The organism is Stenotrophomonas sp. SAM-B, assembly GCF_013387485.1.
Taxonomy (GTDB): Bacteria; Pseudomonadota; Gammaproteobacteria; order Xanthomonadales; family Xanthomonadaceae; genus Stenotrophomonas; species Stenotrophomonas maltophilia_AA.
Window position 1 is genome coordinate 158,445 of record NZ_JABBXB010000007.1, and the last position, 18,502, is coordinate 176,946.

The window sequence follows — 18,502 nt, forward strand, 5'->3', positions numbered from 1 at the left end:
TGCATTGCGTTGCAGCGGGGCCGCGCACGGCCCCGCGTTGAAACGGCTTACCAGCCAAAGCCGGCACCCACGCCGACCGAGCTGTCATCACTGCTGAAGGCACCGCCCAGGGTCACCGTCGCGCGCTCGCTGAGCGCGCGCTGGTAGCCCAGCGACAGCGCCGATTCGCCCCCCTGGAAACCGACGCCGACACCGACGCGGTTCTGGGTGCGCACGCCGGCGGCGCTGGTGGCCATGTTGAGCATGGCCGCGCTCATCGCACCCTGGCGATCAATGCGACGGTCCTGGTGACGCAGGCGCTGGTCGATCTCCCCCTTGTAGATATCGAAGCTGTCGGCCATCGAGGTGAAGCGCTGGTCGGTGTAGCTGTTGGCCGTCGCGATGCCACCGTCCAACTGGCCCTTGTTGACCGCATCGGTGGCCTGCGTACCGGCCGCGACGTTGGCGACCTGACGCTCGTTGCCGACGCTGCCGACCGAGACCGTATCGGCACGATCCGCCACCGAACCCTGCCCGAGTGCCACGGAGTTGGCGGCCGAGGCGGTCGCGCCCTGGCCGATCGCCGTGGCCGACGCCCCGCTGGCCACGGCACCGTCCCCCATCACCACCGCGTTGACCGCGGCCGGTGCGGCCGCCGGCGCGCTGAGCGGCTGACTGCTGCCCACGCTCGCCGCGGTCGGCGTGCCCTGGACCGTCGCAATCGCGTCCTCGCTGGCAGCACTCATGACACTGGCTTCCGGTGCGACGCTGGCGGTGGCCACTGCGGCGGTGCGTGCACGTGCACCGCCACTGCCGCCACCGGCCACGCGCTGGTCCAGATCGCTGACCTTGCGGTCCAGCGCACCCAGTGCATCGCCCACGTTGCTGTACGTCGCCCCCTGGATCACATAGTTCGGCGCGACGAACACACCCTGCATGCCCACACTGGCGCCGCCGCCGAGGAAGGTGGCGACATCGGTCAGCGACTGGAACAACTGTCCGCCGTTGATCGCCTGGCGGCTGCCGGACGCGATCGAACCGCTGCCGACGTTGTCCAGCGTGGTGCCCTGCAGACCCGACAGGGTCAGTGTGTCGCGGCTGCTGTCGTCATAGGTCAGCGCATTGGCGGTGACGTTCTCGACCGAGCCGATCCGGGTGTCGATATCACCGACCCGGGTTTCCACCGCACCGACACGCTGGTTGGTGGTGTTGAGCTGGCCACCGGTCACCGCATCGGTACTGCCTGCCGCGATGCGGCCGGCGCCGACGTTGACGATGCGGCGCGTGGCCGGGCCGTCGGTGCCGTTGCCGCCACCGACCGAGACCACGTTGGCCTCCACTGCGCGCGACCCCGCACCCAGCGCCACGGCGTTGGCACCGGAGACGCCCGCTGCCGAACCGATCGCGATGCTGTTGGCCCCGTTGCTGGCGAACGCGCCGTTGCCGATCGCCACACCGTTGGTCGCATTGGTCGAGGCCTGGCGGCCGAGCACGGTGCTGTTGGCACCGCGTGCCGAGGCATCGGCGCCGACTGCGGTGGCACCGGTGGCCGAGGCGATGGCGGCGGTACCCAATGCACTGCTGCGGGTAGCGCTGGCGGTCGCACCGGAACCGGCGGCGAGCGCATCGCTGCCGCTGGCCGTGGCCACACCGCTGCCGCTGGCCTGGAAGTGCTTGCCGACCGCATCGGCGGTGGCAGCCACGGTATCCAGCTGCGACTTGGTCACCGCGTCACTGGCGTTGACCGCATCCCCGACATTGGTGATGCGGCGCGTGGCCGGGCCGGTGGTGCCGTTGCCACCGCCGACCGAGACCACGTTGGCCTCGCTGGTGCGGGCACCGGCGCCCAGCGCGACGCTGCCTGCGCCACTGGCGGACGAACTGGTGCCCAGCGCCGTGGCATTGATGCCGCTGTACGCGTAGCTGTCCTGGCCGATGGCGGTGGCGCCCTGGGAGGTGGCCCAGGCCAGCTGCCCGACCGCCGTGGTGCGTGCCGCGGTAGCCCAGGCGTTGGAACCGGCAGCGACACTGTTGTCGCCGCTGGCCTGTGACGCGTAGCCCAGTGCATTGGCGTAGCTGCCCGAGGCGGTGCTGCCCCAGCCCAGTGCGGACGCGTAATCACCACTGGCTTCGGCGCCGTAGCCCAACGCCGTGGTGCGCACGCCGCTGGCCGCGCTGAAGGTACCGACCGCAGTGCTGTAGTCGCTGCCGGCTTCGGCGCTGTAGCCGAACGCCGAGGACTGCAGCCCCGTTGCCGTGGCGCCGGCGCCGGTGGCGGTACTGAAGCTGCCGTCCGCCTGCGCCCCCGCACCGAGTGCGGTGGCACCGACGGCGCTGGCACTGGTGGCCTTGTCCAGCAGCACGTTGCCATTGTCATCTTCGTAATACAGCGCACCACCGATGGCGGTCGCCGAATCGGCCGTGGCCGAGGCGTTGAAGCCCGACGCCGAGGCGTTGCGCCCGGAGGCCAGGGCGCCGCTGCCATAGGCCGAGGCCCCGGTGCCGAACGCATTGGCCGCTTCGCCCGCCGCCGTGGCATACGCCCCGTCGACATAGCTGCCGACGTCATCGCCATTGCCGCTGCCCGACGCCTGGAAGTAACGGCTGGTGGTTTCCGCCACATCGGCGACCGCATTGAGCTGATCGACGTTCACCGCGTCGGTGCCTTCAGTACCGGCGGCGACGTTGGTGATCTGCCGCTGCGCGGTGGCCGTACCGACCGAGACCGAGTTGTCGCGATCCGCGGTGGAACCGGCGCCGAGCGCGACGCTGTTCACGCCCTCCGCACTGGCACTGGCGCCCAGTGCGGTCGCATTGCCCGCATCGGCCCACGCGTTCCAGCCGATCGCGGTGGCGTAATCATCGGTTGCCCACGCGCCTGCACCGAATGCGGAAGCACCGGTGCCCGAGGCGCGCGACGGCAGCAGACCGTAGAAGGTCGTGCCACCGATCGCCACGCTCTCATCGCCGGTGGCTTCAGACGATTCGCCCACTGCCACCGCACCCGCGCCGGAGGCGGTCGAGGCGGCACCCACCGCCACGGCGTAGGCGTTGGAGGCAACCGCCCCGTAGCCCAGCGCGGAAGAGAGCTGCCCGGTCGCTTCGCTGTAGCTGCCGAAAGCCGATGCACCGGCTTCGGAGGCATTCGCGCGGAAGCCGTTGGCGGTGGCCTGCTGGCCCGCCGCCGTGGACTGGCTGCCGGTCGCCGTGGCGTAAGCACCGCCGGCCTGCGCACCGGCGCCCGTGGCACTGGCACCGATCTCACTGGCACTGGCGCCGTTGCCGACCGCGACGCTGTCTTCGCCGGTCGCCTGCGCGTCACTGCCCAGGGCCGCGGCGCCTTCGGCGCTTGCCAAGGCGTTGAAGCCGACCGCGGTGGCGTTGTCGGCGACGGCCGTTGCCCCGCTGCCGAGCGCGCTGGCGCCGTTGCCGATGGCGTTGGACGCCTCACCGGCGGCCAGCGCGTTGTCCCCTTCCACATAGGCACCGGCGTCGCTGTCAGCGCTGCCGCTGGCCTGGAAGTACTTGCTGGTGGCTTCAGCCGTTGCTGCCACCTCCTTCAGCTGCGCGACGTTGACCGCATCGGTGTCTTCGGTACCGGCCCCGACATTGGTGATCTGCCGATCAATCGCCTCATGCACCACGCCCGCCGCGTCGGTCCAGGCCTGCGCGGCACCCACCGAGACGGCGTTGGCACGATCAGCCAGCGAACCGGCGCCGAGCGCGACGCTGTTGTCGGCGTCCTTGGTGGTCCAGGTGTTGCTGCCCACCACGGTGGAATTCACCGCCTGTGCGTAGCTGTTGTAGCCGACGACGGTGGCACCGTCTTCGGTCGCCCAGGCTTCACTGCCGATCGCAGTGGTCTGGATGCCCTGCGTGACGCTGCCCGCATCCGCACCGGCCAGCGCGTTGAAGCCGACGGCCACGCCGTCTTCCCCGGTGGCGGCGTTGTTACCCACCGCCACGCCATACAGGCCTGCGTTGGCCTGCACGCCGAAGGCGGCACCGGCGACATCCGCACGCGTGCCCTGGCCTACCGCGGTCGCCACGTCGGCGGCCTGCGCATTGCTGCCCAGTGCGGTGCCGAAGAACCCTGCGGTGGCGTTCGCGCCGAACGCACTGGCCTGCCAGCCGTCCGCGGTGGCGAAGTTGCCGATCGCGGTGGACTCGCGACCCAGCGCCCAGGCGCCGTAACCGACCGCCGTGGCGGCAAGGCCCGCAGCCTCGGAGCCGGCACCGATCGCCACCGCACCGAAGCCCTGCGACAGCGAACCGCCGCCGATGGCGACGCTGGCCGCGCCGGACGCCGCGCTCAGATCGCCGATGGCCACCGCGCCTGCGGCGCTGCTGCTCGCATTGCTGCCGATCGCCACCGCGTTGTCCCCGCTGACCGTGGCGTTGAAGCCCAGCGCGGTGGATTCGGTGCCGATCACGGTGCTGCCGCTGCCCAGCGCGGTGGCACCGTTGCCGATGGCGTTGGACGCCTCACCGGCGGCCAGCGCGTTGTCACCCTCCACGTAGGCACCGGCATCGCTGTCGGCGCTGCCACTGGCCTGGAAGTACTTGCTGGTGGTGGCGGCCGCATCGGCCACTGCATTCAACTGGTTCACGTTGACCGCATCGGTGCCGTCGGTGCCCGCTGCGACGTTGGTGATCTGCCGCTGCGCATCGGCACTGCCGACCGAGACGCTGTCATCGCGGTCGGCGATCGAGTCGGCGCCGAGGGCGACGCTGTTCGCGCCGCTCGAGGTGGCCGCATTGCCGAGCGCGGTGCTGTTGACGCCCGGCGACCATGCACCACCGCCGACGGCCGTCGAGTAGTTGCCGGAGGCTTCGGTGGGCAGCAGGCCGAACAGCGCACCACCGACGGCCACGCTGTTGATGCCGCTGGCCAGGCTGCCCTGGCCGGTCGCGGTGCTGTACGCACCGGAGGCTTCGGCATCGCCACCGAGTGCCACGCTGTTGGAGCCGGTCGCCTGCGCGAAACTGCCCAGTGCGGTCGCGTTGAAGGCCGACGCCACCGCGTAGCCACCGATCGCGGTGGTGTAGTTGGCGGTCGCTTCGGAGGCGAACCCGTAACCGGCCGAGAGCGTCCCACTGACCACGCTTTCCGCACCGACCGCGGTCGCACCTTCGCCGCTCGCGCTGCTGAAGTAACCCAGGGCCACCGATTCTTCACCGGCCGCCTCCGACAGCGCGCCGCCGGCCAGGCTGCCGGCGCCGGAGGCGACACTGGCCGCACCGGTCGCGGTGCTCTGCTCGCCGGAGGCCAGGCTTTCGGCACCGGTCGCCGTCGCGTACTCGGCGGTGGACTGCGCATTGGCGCCGACCGCGATCGCATTGGCACCGCTGGCGACCGCGTTGAAGCCGACGGCACTGGCGTTGTCGGCCAGGGCGAAGGCGCCACTGCCCAACGCCGACGCGCCCGTGCCCGCCGCGAAGCTGCTTGAACCGACCGCGGTGGCGTAATCGCCATCGGTGGCCGCGTTCGCACCGGCGGCCACGCTTTCCTGGCCACCGGCGACGGCCACACCCTCGCCACTGGCCTGGAACTGGTCGGTTGCCGCGGTCAGCTGATCCAGATTGACCGCATCGCTGCCCTCGGTACCGGCGGCCACCTGGGTGATCTGGCGCTGCCGGTCATCGTTGCCGACCGAGACGGTGTAGGCACGGTCGGCGACCGCACCCGCCCCGAGCGCGACCGCATTGGACGCCGTCGCGCTGCTGCCGGCACCGATGCCGATCGCGCTCTCGCCGCCGGCGACCACGTTGGTGCCGATGGCGATGCTGTTGATGCTGTTGCCCAATGCCTGGAAACCGACGGCCACGCTGTTGTCGCCGTAGCCGAAAGCACCGCGGCCGAGCGCGGTGGAACTGCTGCCACGCGCCCAGCTGTTGTAGCCGATCGAGGTCGAGCCGGTGCCGCTGGCCCAGGCCGACTGACCGACCGCTGTGGCGTTGGCTTCGGTCGCCCACGCACTGGAACCGAAGGCGGTGGCACCATCTGCGGTGGCCCACGCATACGCGCCGGTCGCGGTGGTTTCCTCGCCGCTGGCGAAGGCGTTGTCGCCCTGCGCCACGCTGTAATCGCCGGTGGCGCGCGCCTTGTAGCCGCTGGCCAGGCTGTTGCTGCCGGTAGCCTGTGCACCGCTACCGAACGCATTGCTGGTGATGCCCGTCGCCTGCGCGCCGGCACCGACCGCCACGCTGTCCGGCGCGGCAGTGGCACCGATCAGGATCGCATTGCCCTGGTCATCGACCAGCGGCTGGTTGTATTCGTCATACGCCTGGCCCAGGCCGCCGATGGCGACACTGCCCGTGCCGGTGGCGCTGCTATTGCGGCCCAGCGCGACGGTGTCATCGCCGACTGCGGTCGCACCACCACCCACGGCAGTGGCGCCGGCACCCAGCGCATTGCTGGCTTCACCGGCCGCCAGCGCATCCTCGCCATCGGCGAATGCACCAACCGCACCGCTGGCCGCACCGTTCGCCTTGAACTGCGCCGAGGTCGCCGAGGCCGACGTCGCAACCGCATCAAGCTGCGCCTTGTTGACCGCGTCTGTGGCTTCGGTACCGGCCGCGACGCTGGTGATCTGGCGCTCGTTGCCGACATCACCGACCGAGACCGTGTTGTCGCGGGTGGCGGTGGAGTTGGCGCCCAGCGCAACGCTGTTCGCGCCGCGCGCAGTGCTGTAGAAGCCCACCGCGGTGCTCAGTTCACCGCTGGCCCAGGTCTCCGCGCCGAGCGCCGTGGCGCCCTCGCCCGGGGCGTAGGCGAAGTAGCCCACGGCGGTAGCTTCGGTGCCCGAGGCTTCGCTCAGGGTACCGTTGGCCACCGCGTAATCGCCGCTGGCGATCGCACCTGCGCCCACCGCGGTGGCCGCTTCGCCACTGGCCTGGGTCTGCACGAAGAAGCCCAGGCCCGGCAGCAGATCCGCCGGACCGCCGATGGCGGTGCTGCTGTTGCCGGTCGCCACGCTCTGCGTACCGACGGCGGTGGAATAGTCGCCGGTGGCATTGGCCACCGCCCCGAACGCCGAGGCCTGTGCACCGGCCGCGTATGCGCCGACGCCGTAGGACGATGCAGCGAAACCCGAGGCTTCCGCGCTCGCGCCGACGGCCGTGCCGCCAACGCCGGCGCTGGTCGCACCGGTATCCACCGGCACGCCGCCGTTGGTGATCAGCGGGTTGCCATCGGCATCCACCGCTGCACCGCCCACTGCCACACTGCCCGGGCCATTGGCCTGCGCATTGGTGCCGAACGCCGCGCTGTTCTGGCCGGTGGCGCTGGCGTTGTAGCCGACGGCCGTAGCGTTCTGCGCGGTAACCGTGGCACCGCTGCCGAGCGCGGTCGCGCCGTTGGCCAGCGCGTTGGCGGCTTCACCGATCGCGGTCGCGTTGTCGCCTGCTGCGAGGGCACCGGCATCGCTGTCGCTGCTGCCGGTGGCCTGGAAGCGCTTGTCGGTGTTGGCTGCGACCGCACCGACCTGGTCCAGCTGCGCCTTGTTCACCGCGTCGCTGTCTTCGGTGCCATCGGCAAGATTGGTGATCTGGCGACGCAGGCCGTTTTCCGCATTGCCGACCGATACCGTATCGACGCGATCGGCGTACGAACCGGCGCCGAGCGCCACGCTGCCCACCGCCACCGCAGCCGAGTTCGCGCCGAGGGTCGCGCTGAAATCCGCGACCGCGACGCTGAACGCGCCGACCGCGACCGAGGCTTCACCGGCACTGGCCGCACCGCGGCCGAGCGAGGTGCTGCCCGGCCCGATGGCCAAGGCACCCCCACCGATCGCGGTCGCGCCATCGGCACTGGCTTCCGCTAGGCCGCCGATCGCGGTGGCCGCACCGTTTTCACTGGCCGCCACGGCCGATGCGCCGAGGGCGACATCGCCGAGACCGAACGCCGCGGCACTCTGGCCAAGCGCGATGCTGGCATCACCGAAGGCCATGCTGCCCTGGCCGAACGAACTCGCCCCGAGGCCGATCGCGAGCGCTTCGCTGCCCACTGCCGTGGTGGCATTGCCGACCGCCTGGCTGCTGCGACCCAGCGCCGTTGCGCCGTCGCCATCGGCGTTGGCGCTGGCACCTGCGGCCAGTGCACCCTCGCCATCGATCTTTGCCGCATCGGCGTCGCTGCCGTCACCGTCGGCCTTGAAATAGCGGGTCGCGCCTTCGGCCGCGACCGCCACCTTGTCCAGCTGTGCCTTGTTCACCGCGTCCGTCGCGGCCGTGCCGGCGGCGACGTTGGTGACCTGGCGTTCCTTGCCGGCATCCCCCACCGACACGGTGTTGGCCCGGTTGGCCTTCGAGCCGGCGCCGAGCGCCACGCTGTTGGCCGCCGACGCCGTGCTGTTGCTGCCGATGGCGACCGCGTTGGTGCCCGATGCCGTGGCGTTGCCATCGACCACGCAGCTGTCGACGATGCCGCTGTTGAGCACTAGGCAGTTCGCATTGCCCCCCACTTCCACCGATTGCGCGTACGCCGTCTGCACGGCGCCTGCCGTGCCCAATCCAAGCGTCAACGCGACGGCGGCCGAGAGCAGTGCGGTGTTGCGTCCGCCAGAGGTTCGGCGCTGATCGATGACGACACCCGAGGACTGGCTGCTGGCCAATTCCGAGGCGACGACCATCTGCCCCAGTGCTTTGTTCCAGACCTTGCGATAAATCCGATTCATCGATGCGGCTCCTGATTAGGCTGGTTTTAAGCAAAGCGACGCCAACGCCGGACCGCGTGGTCCAACGTCCCCTGGGGGCGTTTTTTCGCTTGATTTACTGCGTTGTGCGCAATGGCTGGCAGATACCTACAGCGTGCACGCCATCCATGCGCTTACTGCGGAACTGAACGCTGTCGAAATGAGGATGCAGTGTTAACGTACAGTTTGAACAACGTCAAGACTTTGACATTGAAATTCATATGACCGCGAATTGCGTCACAGAAACGACGTGTTATTGCCTGATTCTGTTAGCTGTATGTGAGCAATCGCCATAACGCGTTTTCACGCTGTAACGCGATGTAACTCATTGCTGTCGATCAGTTTGTCGGCCATGCAAAAGAAAACCGCCGGACAGGCCGGCGGTTTCTTCACGCGACTTTCACTGCATCGAATGCGATGCGGTGCGCAGTATCAGCCGCACCATACTCTTGCGTTGCGGAACATCCGCAGCCACGGCGAATCGCCGTTCCAGTCGTCCGGATGCCAGCTGTGGTTGATCGCACGCGGGGTGCGTTCCGGATGCGGCATCATGATCGTGGTGCGGCCATCGGTCGTGGTCAGGCCGGTGATGCCGTCGGGCGAGCCGTTCGGATTCAGCGGGTACTGGGTGGCCACGTTGCCATCGCCATCGATGTAACGCAGCGCCACGCGCGCCGCGGCCTGATCGACCGCATTGGCGAACACCGCCTGGCCCTCGCCATGCGCCACCGCGACCGGCAGGCGCGAGCCGGCCATGCCGCGCAGCAGGATCGACGGCGATTCCACCACTTCCAGCAACGCGGTGCGCGCTTCGAACTGCTCGCTGCGGTTGCGGCGGAACTGCGGCCAGTGTTCGGCACCGGGGATGATGTCCTTGAGCTGGCTCATCATCTGGCAGCCGTTGCACACGCCCAGAGCGAAGCTGTCCTCGCGGGCGAAGAACGCCGCGAAGGCATCCCGCAGCGCGCTGCGCTCCAGCACCGAGGTGGCCCAGCCGCGGCCGGCACCGAGCACATCGCCGTAACTGAAGCCGCCACAGGCCACCAGGCCGGTGAAATCGGACAGCGCGACGCGGCCTTCGATCAGGTCGCTCATGTGCACATCGAACGAACTGAAGCCGGCACGTTCGAAGACGTTCGCCATTTCGATCTGGCCATTGACGCCCTGCTCGCGCAGCACCGCCACGCGCGGACGCGCGCCGGTGTTGATGAAGGGCATCGCCACGTCTTCGCTGATATCGAAGGTCAGCTTGGGCTTCAGGCCCGGCGCGTTGAAGTTGCGCGCGATCGCACGCTCCTGGTCGGCGTTGTCCGGGTTGTCGCGCAGCTTCTGCATCGCGTGGGTGACCGACCACCAGGCATCGAACAGCGCTTCCCAGCGCCACTCGACCAGGCTGTCGCCCTGCAGCGAGACGCGCACCACCGGAGCGGTGGTCGGGCGCGCGATGCGCTGCGCGCATTCGGTCAGGGCATGACGCTCGACCAGATCGGCGAACGCCGCGCGGTCTTCCTTGGCGATCTGCACCACCGCACCCAGCTCTTCATTGAACAGGCTGCGGAACGGATCATCGCCCCAGGCATCGAGGGTGATGTCCAGACCGAGACGCGAAGCGAAGGCCATCTCGCACAGTGCGGCGAACGCGCCGCCGTCGCTGCGGTCATGGTAGGCCAGCAGCAGGCCGGCCTGGCGCGCGTCGCGGATCAGCTCGAAGAAGGCACGCAGGCGCTGCGCATCGTCCAGGTCCGGCACGGCACCGGCGAAGGCCGGCAGTGCGGAATGATCGGCGTGCACCTGGGCCAGGATCGAACCGCCCAGGCGCTGTTTGCCAGCCCCCAGGCCGATCAGCCACAGCTCACTGTCGGCATCGCGGTCGAGCAGCGGGGTCAGCTGGCCGGTCGCATCGGCGACGGGCGCGAACGCGGAGATCACCAGCGACACCGGCGAGACCGACTTGTGCGCCTGGCCGTCGGCCTGCCACTGCGCCTGCATGGACAGGGAGTCCTTGCCGACCGGAATGCTCAGGTCCAGCTGCGGGCACAGTTCCATGCCGACCGCACGCACCGCGTCATACAGCAGCGCGTCTTCGCCGTGGTGACCTGCCGCGGCCATCCAGTTGGCCGACAGCTTCACCGTTTCCAGCGCATCGACCGGGGCCGCGCACAGGTTGGTGATCGCTTCACCGACCGCCATGCGCGCCGAGGCGGCCGCATCCAGCAGGGCCAGCGGGGTGCGCTCACCGATCGCCATCGCTTCACCGGCGACGGTATCGAAACCGGCCAGAGTGATGGCGACGTTGGCCAGCGGCAGCTGCCACGGGCCGATCATCTGTTCGCGTGCGGTCAGGCCACCGACGCTGCGGTCACCGATGGTGACCAGGAAGTTCTTCGAGGCCACCGACGGATGCGCTAGCACGCGCAGGCCGGCCTCGTGCAGGTCCAGCCCGGCGGTCTTGAGCGCCGGCCAGCGCGGTGCAGCCGGGTGCACGGTGTCGCGGTGCATCTTCGGCGCCTTGCCGAACAGCACGTCCATCGGCAGATCGATCGGGGCATCGGCCGGGGTGTTGCCCACGGTCGCGCCATAGGCCACGACCAGACGCTCTTCGGCGGTCGCGACACCGACCGCGGCGAACGGGCAACGCTCGCGTGCGCACAGCGCGGCGAACTCGGCCAGGCGCGCCTGCGGCACACCGAGCACGTAACGTTCCTGCGATTCGTTGCACCACAGCTGCATCGGCGACAGCGACGGGTCATCGACGGGCACCTTGCCCAGATCGATCACGCCACCCACGCCGGAGTCGTGCAGCAACTCCGGAATCGCGTTGGACAGGCCACCCGCGCCGACGTCATGGAACCAGCGGATCGGGTTGTCCAGGCCGAGCGCGACGCAGCGGTCGATCACTTCCTGGCAGCGACGCTCCATTTCCGGGTTGTCGCGCTGCACGCTGGCGAAATCGAGGTCTTCGGCGCTTTCACCGGAGGCCACCGAGCTGGCCGCACCCCCGCCGAGGCCGATCAGCATCGCCGGGCCACCGAGCACGATCACCGCATCGCCGGGCTGCAGGCGCAGCTTCTCGACCTGGTTCTGGTCGATCGCGCCCAGGCCACCAGCCAGCATGATCGGCTTGTCGTAGGCGCGGGTCAGGCCCTCGCCTTCGGGCAGTTCGAAGCTGCGGAAGTAGCCGAGCAGGTTCGGGCGGCCGAACTCGTTGTTGAAGGCGGCGCCGCCGAGCGGGCCGTCCAGCATGATGTCCAGCGCCGGTGCCATGCGCGGGTTGAGCGCGCGCGGCGCTTCCCACGGCTGCGGCAGGGTCGGGATGCGCAGGTGCGAGACCGAGAAACCGGTGAGGCCGGCCTTGGGCTTGCCGCCGCGGCCGGTGGCGCCTTCATCGCGGATCTCGCCGCCCGCGCCGGTCGCCGCGCCCGGGAACGGCGCGATCGCGGTCGGGTGGTTGTGCGTTTCCACCTTGATGCAGAACGCCGAATCGACCACGGCCTCGCTGCGGTACTGGCCGGTGGCCGGGTCCGGGCGATAACGGGCGGCCGGGAAGCCGGCGACCACCGCGGCGTTGTCGCTGTAGGCGCTCAACGTGTGCTGCGGGGTCTGCTGGTGGGTGTTCTTGATCATCCGGAACAGCGAGTGCGACTGGTCGGCGCCGTCGATGGTCCAGCTGGCGTTGAAGATCTTGTGCCGGCAGTGCTCGGAGTTGGCCTGCGCGAACATCATCAGTTCCACGTCCGACGGCTTGCGGCCCAGGTCGCCGAAGCGCTGGCGCAGGTAGTCGATCTCGTCCTGGGCCATGGCCAGGCCGAGGCGGCTGTTGGCCGCTTCCAGGTCATCCAGTGCGATCCGCTCCAGCTCGCCGCGCGCCGGGGCGCTGAACAGCGCCTGGGCCTGCGCGGTCTCGGCCAGCACGGACTGGGTCATCGGGTCGTGCAGCGCGCGGATCACCGCTTCCTGCGCGGCGGCATCGGCCGGCCAGCCGGCCAGGTCGATGCGCAGGCCACGTTCGACCCGGCGGATCGGCTGCCCGGCACCGCGGACCAGCTCGGTCGCCTTGCTCGACCACGGCGACAGCGTGCCCAACCGCGGCACCACGAAGCGCGATACCGCCCCGTCCTCACGCCCGGCCAGCGCCGGCTGGGCTTCCAGGATCCGGCTCAGGATCGCCGGGTCCGGGGCCGCATCGCCCTCGGTCTGGATGAAGTAGACATGCCAGGCACCGGTGATGCGCAGATCGGCGGCCAGGGACTGCAGGCGGGATTCAAGACGTTCGCGGCGGAACGGCGAAAGGGCGGATGCGCCCTCGAGGACCATCATGTCCGGGGAACCGTGGTTGGGAACGGGGCCCACTATTGTACCCAAGTCGGCCGCCGCGGCCCGGCCCGGGGGATCGACCGGCCAAGGCCCGGGCCAACCTCGTTCACACCAGAACCATGCACTGGTTCACGGATTGCACCCGCATTACATGACAACGTTATCACCACCTGGCCTGCGGCCAGGTGCCGTCCGTCCCCCATGTCGTTGCCGGCCTCTCTCACCGGCGTCCGGAACTGCTGCACGCATGCCGCCATCCCGGCGGCATGCGCCCACCTGATCGGAGACCGACCATGCCAGACCCGATTGCGCGCCGTGCAGTGACATCGTTTTCCTCCCCCGCCCCCGCCCTCCGCCGACCCCGCTGGCTGCTCGCCCTGGCCCTGGCCGCAGCCGTCGGCACGCCCACGCTGGTCCAGGCGGCGAACTGTACCGGGGCCCCCGAATGGAACGGCGCGGCCATCTATCTGGCCGGCCAGACCCTGCAGAAGGGGGGCGTGCTGTACCGCGCCAACCAGGACATCTGGAACGCCCCGCCCGACCACCCGGCCGGCGCGCCCTACTACACCAACCTTGGCGCCTGCGACGGCAGCGGCAGCAACCAGCCGCCGAGCGTCGCGCTGACCTCCCCGGCCGCCGGGGCCAGCTTCAGCGCCGGCAGCAGCATCACGGTCAGCGCCAATGCCAGCGACACAGACGGCAGCATCAGCAAGGTCGAGTTCTTCCGCGGCGGCACCTCGCTGGGCATCGACACCAGCGCGCCCTACAGCGTGGTCTGGAGCAACGCCTCGGCCGGCAGCCACACCTTCAAGGCGGTGGCGACCGACAACAACAACGCGGTGACATCCTCGGCCACGGTCAATGTGACCGTCACTGCCGCCAGCAACGACACCACGCCGCCCAGCGTCCCGGGCGGGCTGGCCTCGCCCGCGAAGACCGCCACCACGGTGAACCTGGCCTGGAATGCGGCCACCGACAACAGCGGCGGCAGCGGCGTGGCCGGCTACGACGTGTACCGCAACGGCAGCCTGGTCGGCTCGCCCGGTGCGACCCAGTACACCGATGGCGGACTCACCGCGAGCACGGCCTATACCTACACCGTGCGGGCACGCGACAACGCGGGCAACGCCTCGGCGCAGAGCGGTTCGATCAGCGTGACCACGGCCGCTGGCGGTGGCGGCACCAAGCGGGTGATCGGTTACTTCACCCAGTGGGGCATCTATGGCCGCAACTACCAGGTGAAGAACATTGACACCAGTGGTTCGGCGGCGAAACTGACCCACATCAACTACGCCTTCGGCAACGTGCGCAACAACCGCTGCGAAGTGGGCGTGACCCAGGCCTCCGACCCGAACACCGGCGTGGGCGGCGATGCGTATGCCGACTACGGCAAGTCGTTCGCCGCCGGCGCCAGCGTGAGCGGGGTCGGCGATACCTGGGACCAGCCGCTGCGCGGCAACTGGAACCAGCTCAAGCAGCTCAAGGCCAAGCACCCGAATATCAAAGTACTGATCTCGCTCGGCGGCTGGACCTGGTCGCGCGGGTTCTCCAGCGCGGCGCAGCCTTCCAACCGGCAGGCGTTCGTGGCCTCGTGCATCGATGCCTACATCAAGGGCAACCTGCCGGTCGCCGATGGTGCGGGCGGCGCGGGTGCGGCGCTCGGCGTGTTCGACGGCATCGACATCGACTGGGAGTACCCGGTGGCCTGCGGGCTGAGCTGCGGCACGCCGGCCGACAATGCCAACTTCACCGCGCTGCTGGCCGAATTCCGCCGCCAGCTCGATGCGGTGCGGCCGGGCCTGCTGCTGACGGTGGCGGTGGGCGCAGGCGTGGACAAGATCCGCGTGACCGATCCGGCCAGCTACCACCCGTACCTGGATTTCATCAACGTGATGACCTACGACTTCCACGGCGCGTGGGACCCGCAGACCAACCACCACTCGGCCCTGTTCGATTCACCGGCCGATCCCTCCACCGGCGACCAGAAGTTCTACAACAGCAACGATGCGATGGAAGCCTTCCTCAGCCGCGGGGTGCCGGCCAGCAAGTTGAACCTGGGCATCGGCTACTACGGCCGTGGCTGGACCGGCGTGGCCACCGGCAACAACGGGCTCTACAAGAGCGCCAGCGGCGCGGCACCGGGCACGTACGAGGCCGGCATCGAAGACTGGAAAGTGCTCAAGACCCTCAACTGGCCGGCCTACACCGACAGCGTCGCCAAGGCCACGTGGATCTCCAACGGCACCACCTTCTGGAGTGTGGACACGCCGGCCATGGTCACCGAGAAGATGGGCTACGTGAAAACGCAGGGCCTGGGCGGTGCGTTCTTCTGGGAGTTCAGCGGCGATGATGCGCAGGGCACGCTGACCAAGGCGATCAGTGATGGCCTGAAGTAACACCGCAGCGCGGGGCGCTGCCCGACTGATCGAGCAGGGCGCAGCCCGGCTGATCGAGCGAAGCATCACCCCGCTCAGTGAAGAACACGCCCCGGCCTGGCCGGGGCGTGTTGTTTTCAGCGGCTGCCGCCTGCCGAGACGCGCACCAGCGCCGCCTTGAGCTGGGCCGGCGGCAGGTAGCCACCGAGCTGGGTGCCGTCGGCGGCAAAGATCGCCGGGGTCCCGTTGACGCCCATCTGCTGGCCGAGCTTGTACTGCATCGCCACCGGGTTGGTGCAGTTCTTCGGGGTGACGGCCTTGCCGGTCTTGGCCGCGGTCAGGGCCTGCTTGCGGTCGGCCGCGCACCAGACCGAGATCATGTCGGTGTAGTCCTGGCTGCCCAGCCCCATGCGCGGGAACGCCAGGTATTCCACGGTGATGCCGTTGCGGTTGAGCTCGGCGATGTCCTGGTGCAGCTTGCGGCAGTACCCGCACTCGATGTCGGTGAAGACGCTGACGGTGTACTTGGCGTTCGGCGCGGCGAACACGATGCGCTCGTTGGTGGGCACGCCGTCGAGCAGCTTGCGCCGGTAGGTGAGCAGGCCTTGGCTGCTGACCGGCCCCTTGTTCTGGATGTCGTACGGCTGGGACTGCATCAGGTAGCGGCCGTCATCGGAGACGTACAGCACCTGGCCGCCGACCAGCACTTCACGGAACCCGGCAAACGGCGCCGCCCCGATGAAATCGGGCTTGAAGGTCGGGTCCAGCTGCTGGAGCGCGGTGCGCACGCGCTGGTCGGCATCTCCGGCAGCGGCCGGAGCAGCGGCCGTGGTCTTGGCCGCCGGAGCGGACGGTTGCTGCGCGCAGGCAGTCAGGCTGAGCGCGCCGAAGAGCGCCGCAATGGCAACACGGAGCATCGAGCATTCCGGTGTAAGGAGTCAGACTGGATTCTCGCACAGCTGCCTGCCCCCGCAGCTGGACCGCAGTGGAACGGCGGCGCGCGCCCCTGTCCGGCGCGGTATCAGCCGCGCGGGTGGTGCTTGGCGTGCAGTTTCTGCAGGTGCTCGCGCGCCACCAGCGTGTAGATCTGCGTGGTGGACAGGGAGCTGTGGCCCAGCAGCATCTGCAGGGCACGCAGATCGGCGCCCCGGTTGAGCAGGTGCGTGGCGAAGCTATGGCGCAGGCCGTGCGGGCTGATACGGGCCGGGTCGATCCCGGCCAGCACCGCGTACTTCTTCACCAAGCCCCAGAACTGCTGGCGGCTGACCGGATGCAGGGAGGGCTCCAGGAACATCGGCACGGCGCCGTCCTGCGGGGTGGGCACGTTGCGTTTGCCGGTGAGCCGGGGGCGCGATTCGGCCAGGTAGCGTTCGAGCCAGTGCTGGGATTCTTCGCCGAGCGGGACCAGGCGTTCCTTGCTGCCCTTGCCGGTGACGCGCAGCACGCCCTGGCGCAGGTTGACGGCATTGGCCGGCAGGTTGACCAGCTCACTGACGCGCAGGCCGGCGGCATACATGAGCTCGAGCATGGCGCGGTCGCGCAGGCCGAGCGGCGTGTCGATGTCGGGGCTGGCCAACAGTGCGTCGATCTGGCTTTCGGCGAGCGCCTTGGGCAGCAGGCGGGGCAGCTTGGGCGGATCGAGCAGCGCGCTGGGGTCGTCGCTGCGTTCGCCGCGGCGGACGGCATCGGCGAAGAACGCACGCAGGGCGGAGAGCAGGCGGGCATTGCTGCGCGGCGACCAGCCATGACGGGAGCGCCAGGCGAGGTAATCGAACAGCCCGGCACGATCGAGGCCGGCCAGGCCACCCGCGGCGCCATCACGCCAGCGCGCGAGGCCTTCGAGATCGCGCCGATAGCTGTCCAGGCTGGCGCGCGCAAGGCCGTGTTCGGCCCAGGCGGTGTCGAGGAAGCGCTGGATGCGGACGTTGTCGTCGTCGCGCAGCTCGGGCAGGTGCTGCACGAGCTGGCGGCGCAGTGCGGGGGTGGTGGCGTCGGACATGCGGACAGCATACGGAGCGGAATGATCGGGGGCCATCGAACGTGGGCGGCGGGCCGGGTATGCTCCGGGACATGACCGATACCCCGCTGTCGTCCACTGCCGCTGATCGTCCTGCGTCGTTGCTGCTGTGGCGCCTGCTGTCGCTCCTGTACGACGTCTTCCCGGCGCTGGCGCTGTGGATGCTGTTGGGCGCGCTGTTCGTGGCGGTCTATACGTTGAGCGGCCATGCGGAGCGCGAGAACATCGCGCCATTCAGTGCGTGGCAGTGGGCGCTGTGGGCGTGCTGCTGGGGCGTGACAGGACTATACGCGACGATGAGTTGGCGTCGCGGTGGGCAGACGCTGGGGATGCGTCCGTGGCGGTTGCAGGTGGTATCGCTGGACGGCACGGTGCCGACGCGCAGGCAGTTGTGGCGGCGCTATGCGGTGGGGTCGCTGTCGGTATTGGCGGCCGGCCTGGGGTTCTGGTGGGCGCTGGTAGATCGGCAGCGGCTGACCTGGCATGACCGGGCCAGCGGGACGCGGGTTGTCCGGTTGCCGAAGCCCTGAAGGCAACTGCCAGCTGCCAACCGAAAAACGAAAAACGGCAGCGTCTCTGTTTTCTCTGTGTTTGCGGAGAGGCGCAACCCATTTCTGGACCCGCCGCAAGTACGTCCATGTAGGCTCGTAGTGCGCCATCCATGGCGCACTACGGTCCTGAAATGGGCTGCGCCTCTCCGCATTGATAGATCGCGAAGTGCGGTTGGTGAAAGCGGGTTTTTTGCGTGGCTGACGTTTTGCACTGAATACCAGCTCTCGCGATCGAAACGCCTTAAGAAGCGCAATCTTCGTCGCGAAGTCGAACCTTCGCTCAGTCGTCAGGATTCAACACGAACAGCGGCACTTCGCCGACCCATCGGAACGGGTAGAGCCGGGCGATGCCCGGCTGCTCTCCCTCCCCCACCAGCACACTGTCGGAGGCGCGGCGGGATTGCCAGGCCGGGACCGTGTGCTGCCATGGATGGCAGCACACGAGCCTTATCTGTTCGGAATCTGGCAGCTTAGGTGCCGAGAGCCGGCGTGGGCCGCCGTACGAGCCTGGATCTGAGCGATCGCCATGTAGCTTGGCGCCCACGCCGGAATCTCCCTTGATCCGCCCGA

General features: G+C 69.2%; 7 protein-coding genes. 2 read left to right on the top strand and 5 right to left on the bottom strand.

Annotated features, from left to right (window positions below):
- Positions 1 to 47 precede the first annotated feature (47 nt).
- On the bottom strand, positions 48 to 8,657 hold the full coding sequence (locus tag HH110_RS15215) for an ESPR-type extended signal peptide-containing protein (protein ID WP_176990444.1): 8,610 nt from the start codon (positions 8,655 to 8,657) through the stop codon (positions 48 to 50).
- 450 nt (positions 8,658 to 9,107) lie between these two features.
- The gene (purL, locus tag HH110_RS15220; protein WP_176990445.1) at positions 9,108 to 12,992 is read right to left on the bottom strand and encodes a phosphoribosylformylglycinamidine synthase; all 3,885 of its coding nucleotides are present in this window, start codon (positions 12,990 to 12,992) and stop codon (positions 9,108 to 9,110) included.
- A 290-nt stretch (positions 12,993 to 13,282) separates the two neighbouring features.
- Here purL and HH110_RS15225 point away from each other — a divergent pair, with 290 nt between their 5' ends.
- Positions 13,283 to 15,385 carry a glycosyl hydrolase family 18 protein gene (locus HH110_RS15225; protein WP_176990446.1) on the top strand — a complete coding sequence of 701 codons (2,103 nt, stop codon included), beginning with the start codon at positions 13,283 to 13,285 and terminating at the stop codon, positions 15,383 to 15,385.
- Positions 15,386 to 15,501: 116 nt separating this feature from the next.
- Here HH110_RS15225 and HH110_RS15230 read toward each other — a convergent pair whose 3' ends face one another.
- Both HH110_RS15230 and xerD read right to left on the bottom strand, forming a co-directional pair.
- A complete protein-coding gene (locus tag HH110_RS15230; RefSeq protein WP_176990447.1) occupies positions 15,502 to 16,281 on the bottom strand; it encodes a thioredoxin fold domain-containing protein in 780 nt (259 codons plus the stop codon).
- Between the two features lie 104 nt (positions 16,282 to 16,385).
- Positions 16,386 to 17,363, bottom strand: a complete 978-nt coding sequence (gene xerD, locus HH110_RS15235) for a site-specific tyrosine recombinase XerD (RefSeq protein ID WP_176990448.1) — start codon at positions 17,361 to 17,363, stop codon at positions 16,386 to 16,388.
- 59 nt (positions 17,364 to 17,422) lie between these two features.
- Here xerD and HH110_RS15240 point away from each other — a divergent pair, with 59 nt between their 5' ends.
- A complete protein-coding gene (locus HH110_RS15240) occupies positions 17,423 to 17,911 on the top strand; it encodes an RDD family protein (protein ID WP_176990449.1) in 489 nt (162 codons plus the stop codon).
- Positions 17,912 to 18,212: 301 nt separating this feature from the next.
- Here the strand turns inward: HH110_RS15240 and HH110_RS19330 are convergent.
- Positions 18,213 to 18,502, bottom strand: a 290-nt coding sequence (locus tag HH110_RS19330) for a hypothetical protein (RefSeq protein ID WP_206677558.1), incomplete at its 5' end; no start/stop codon positions are given.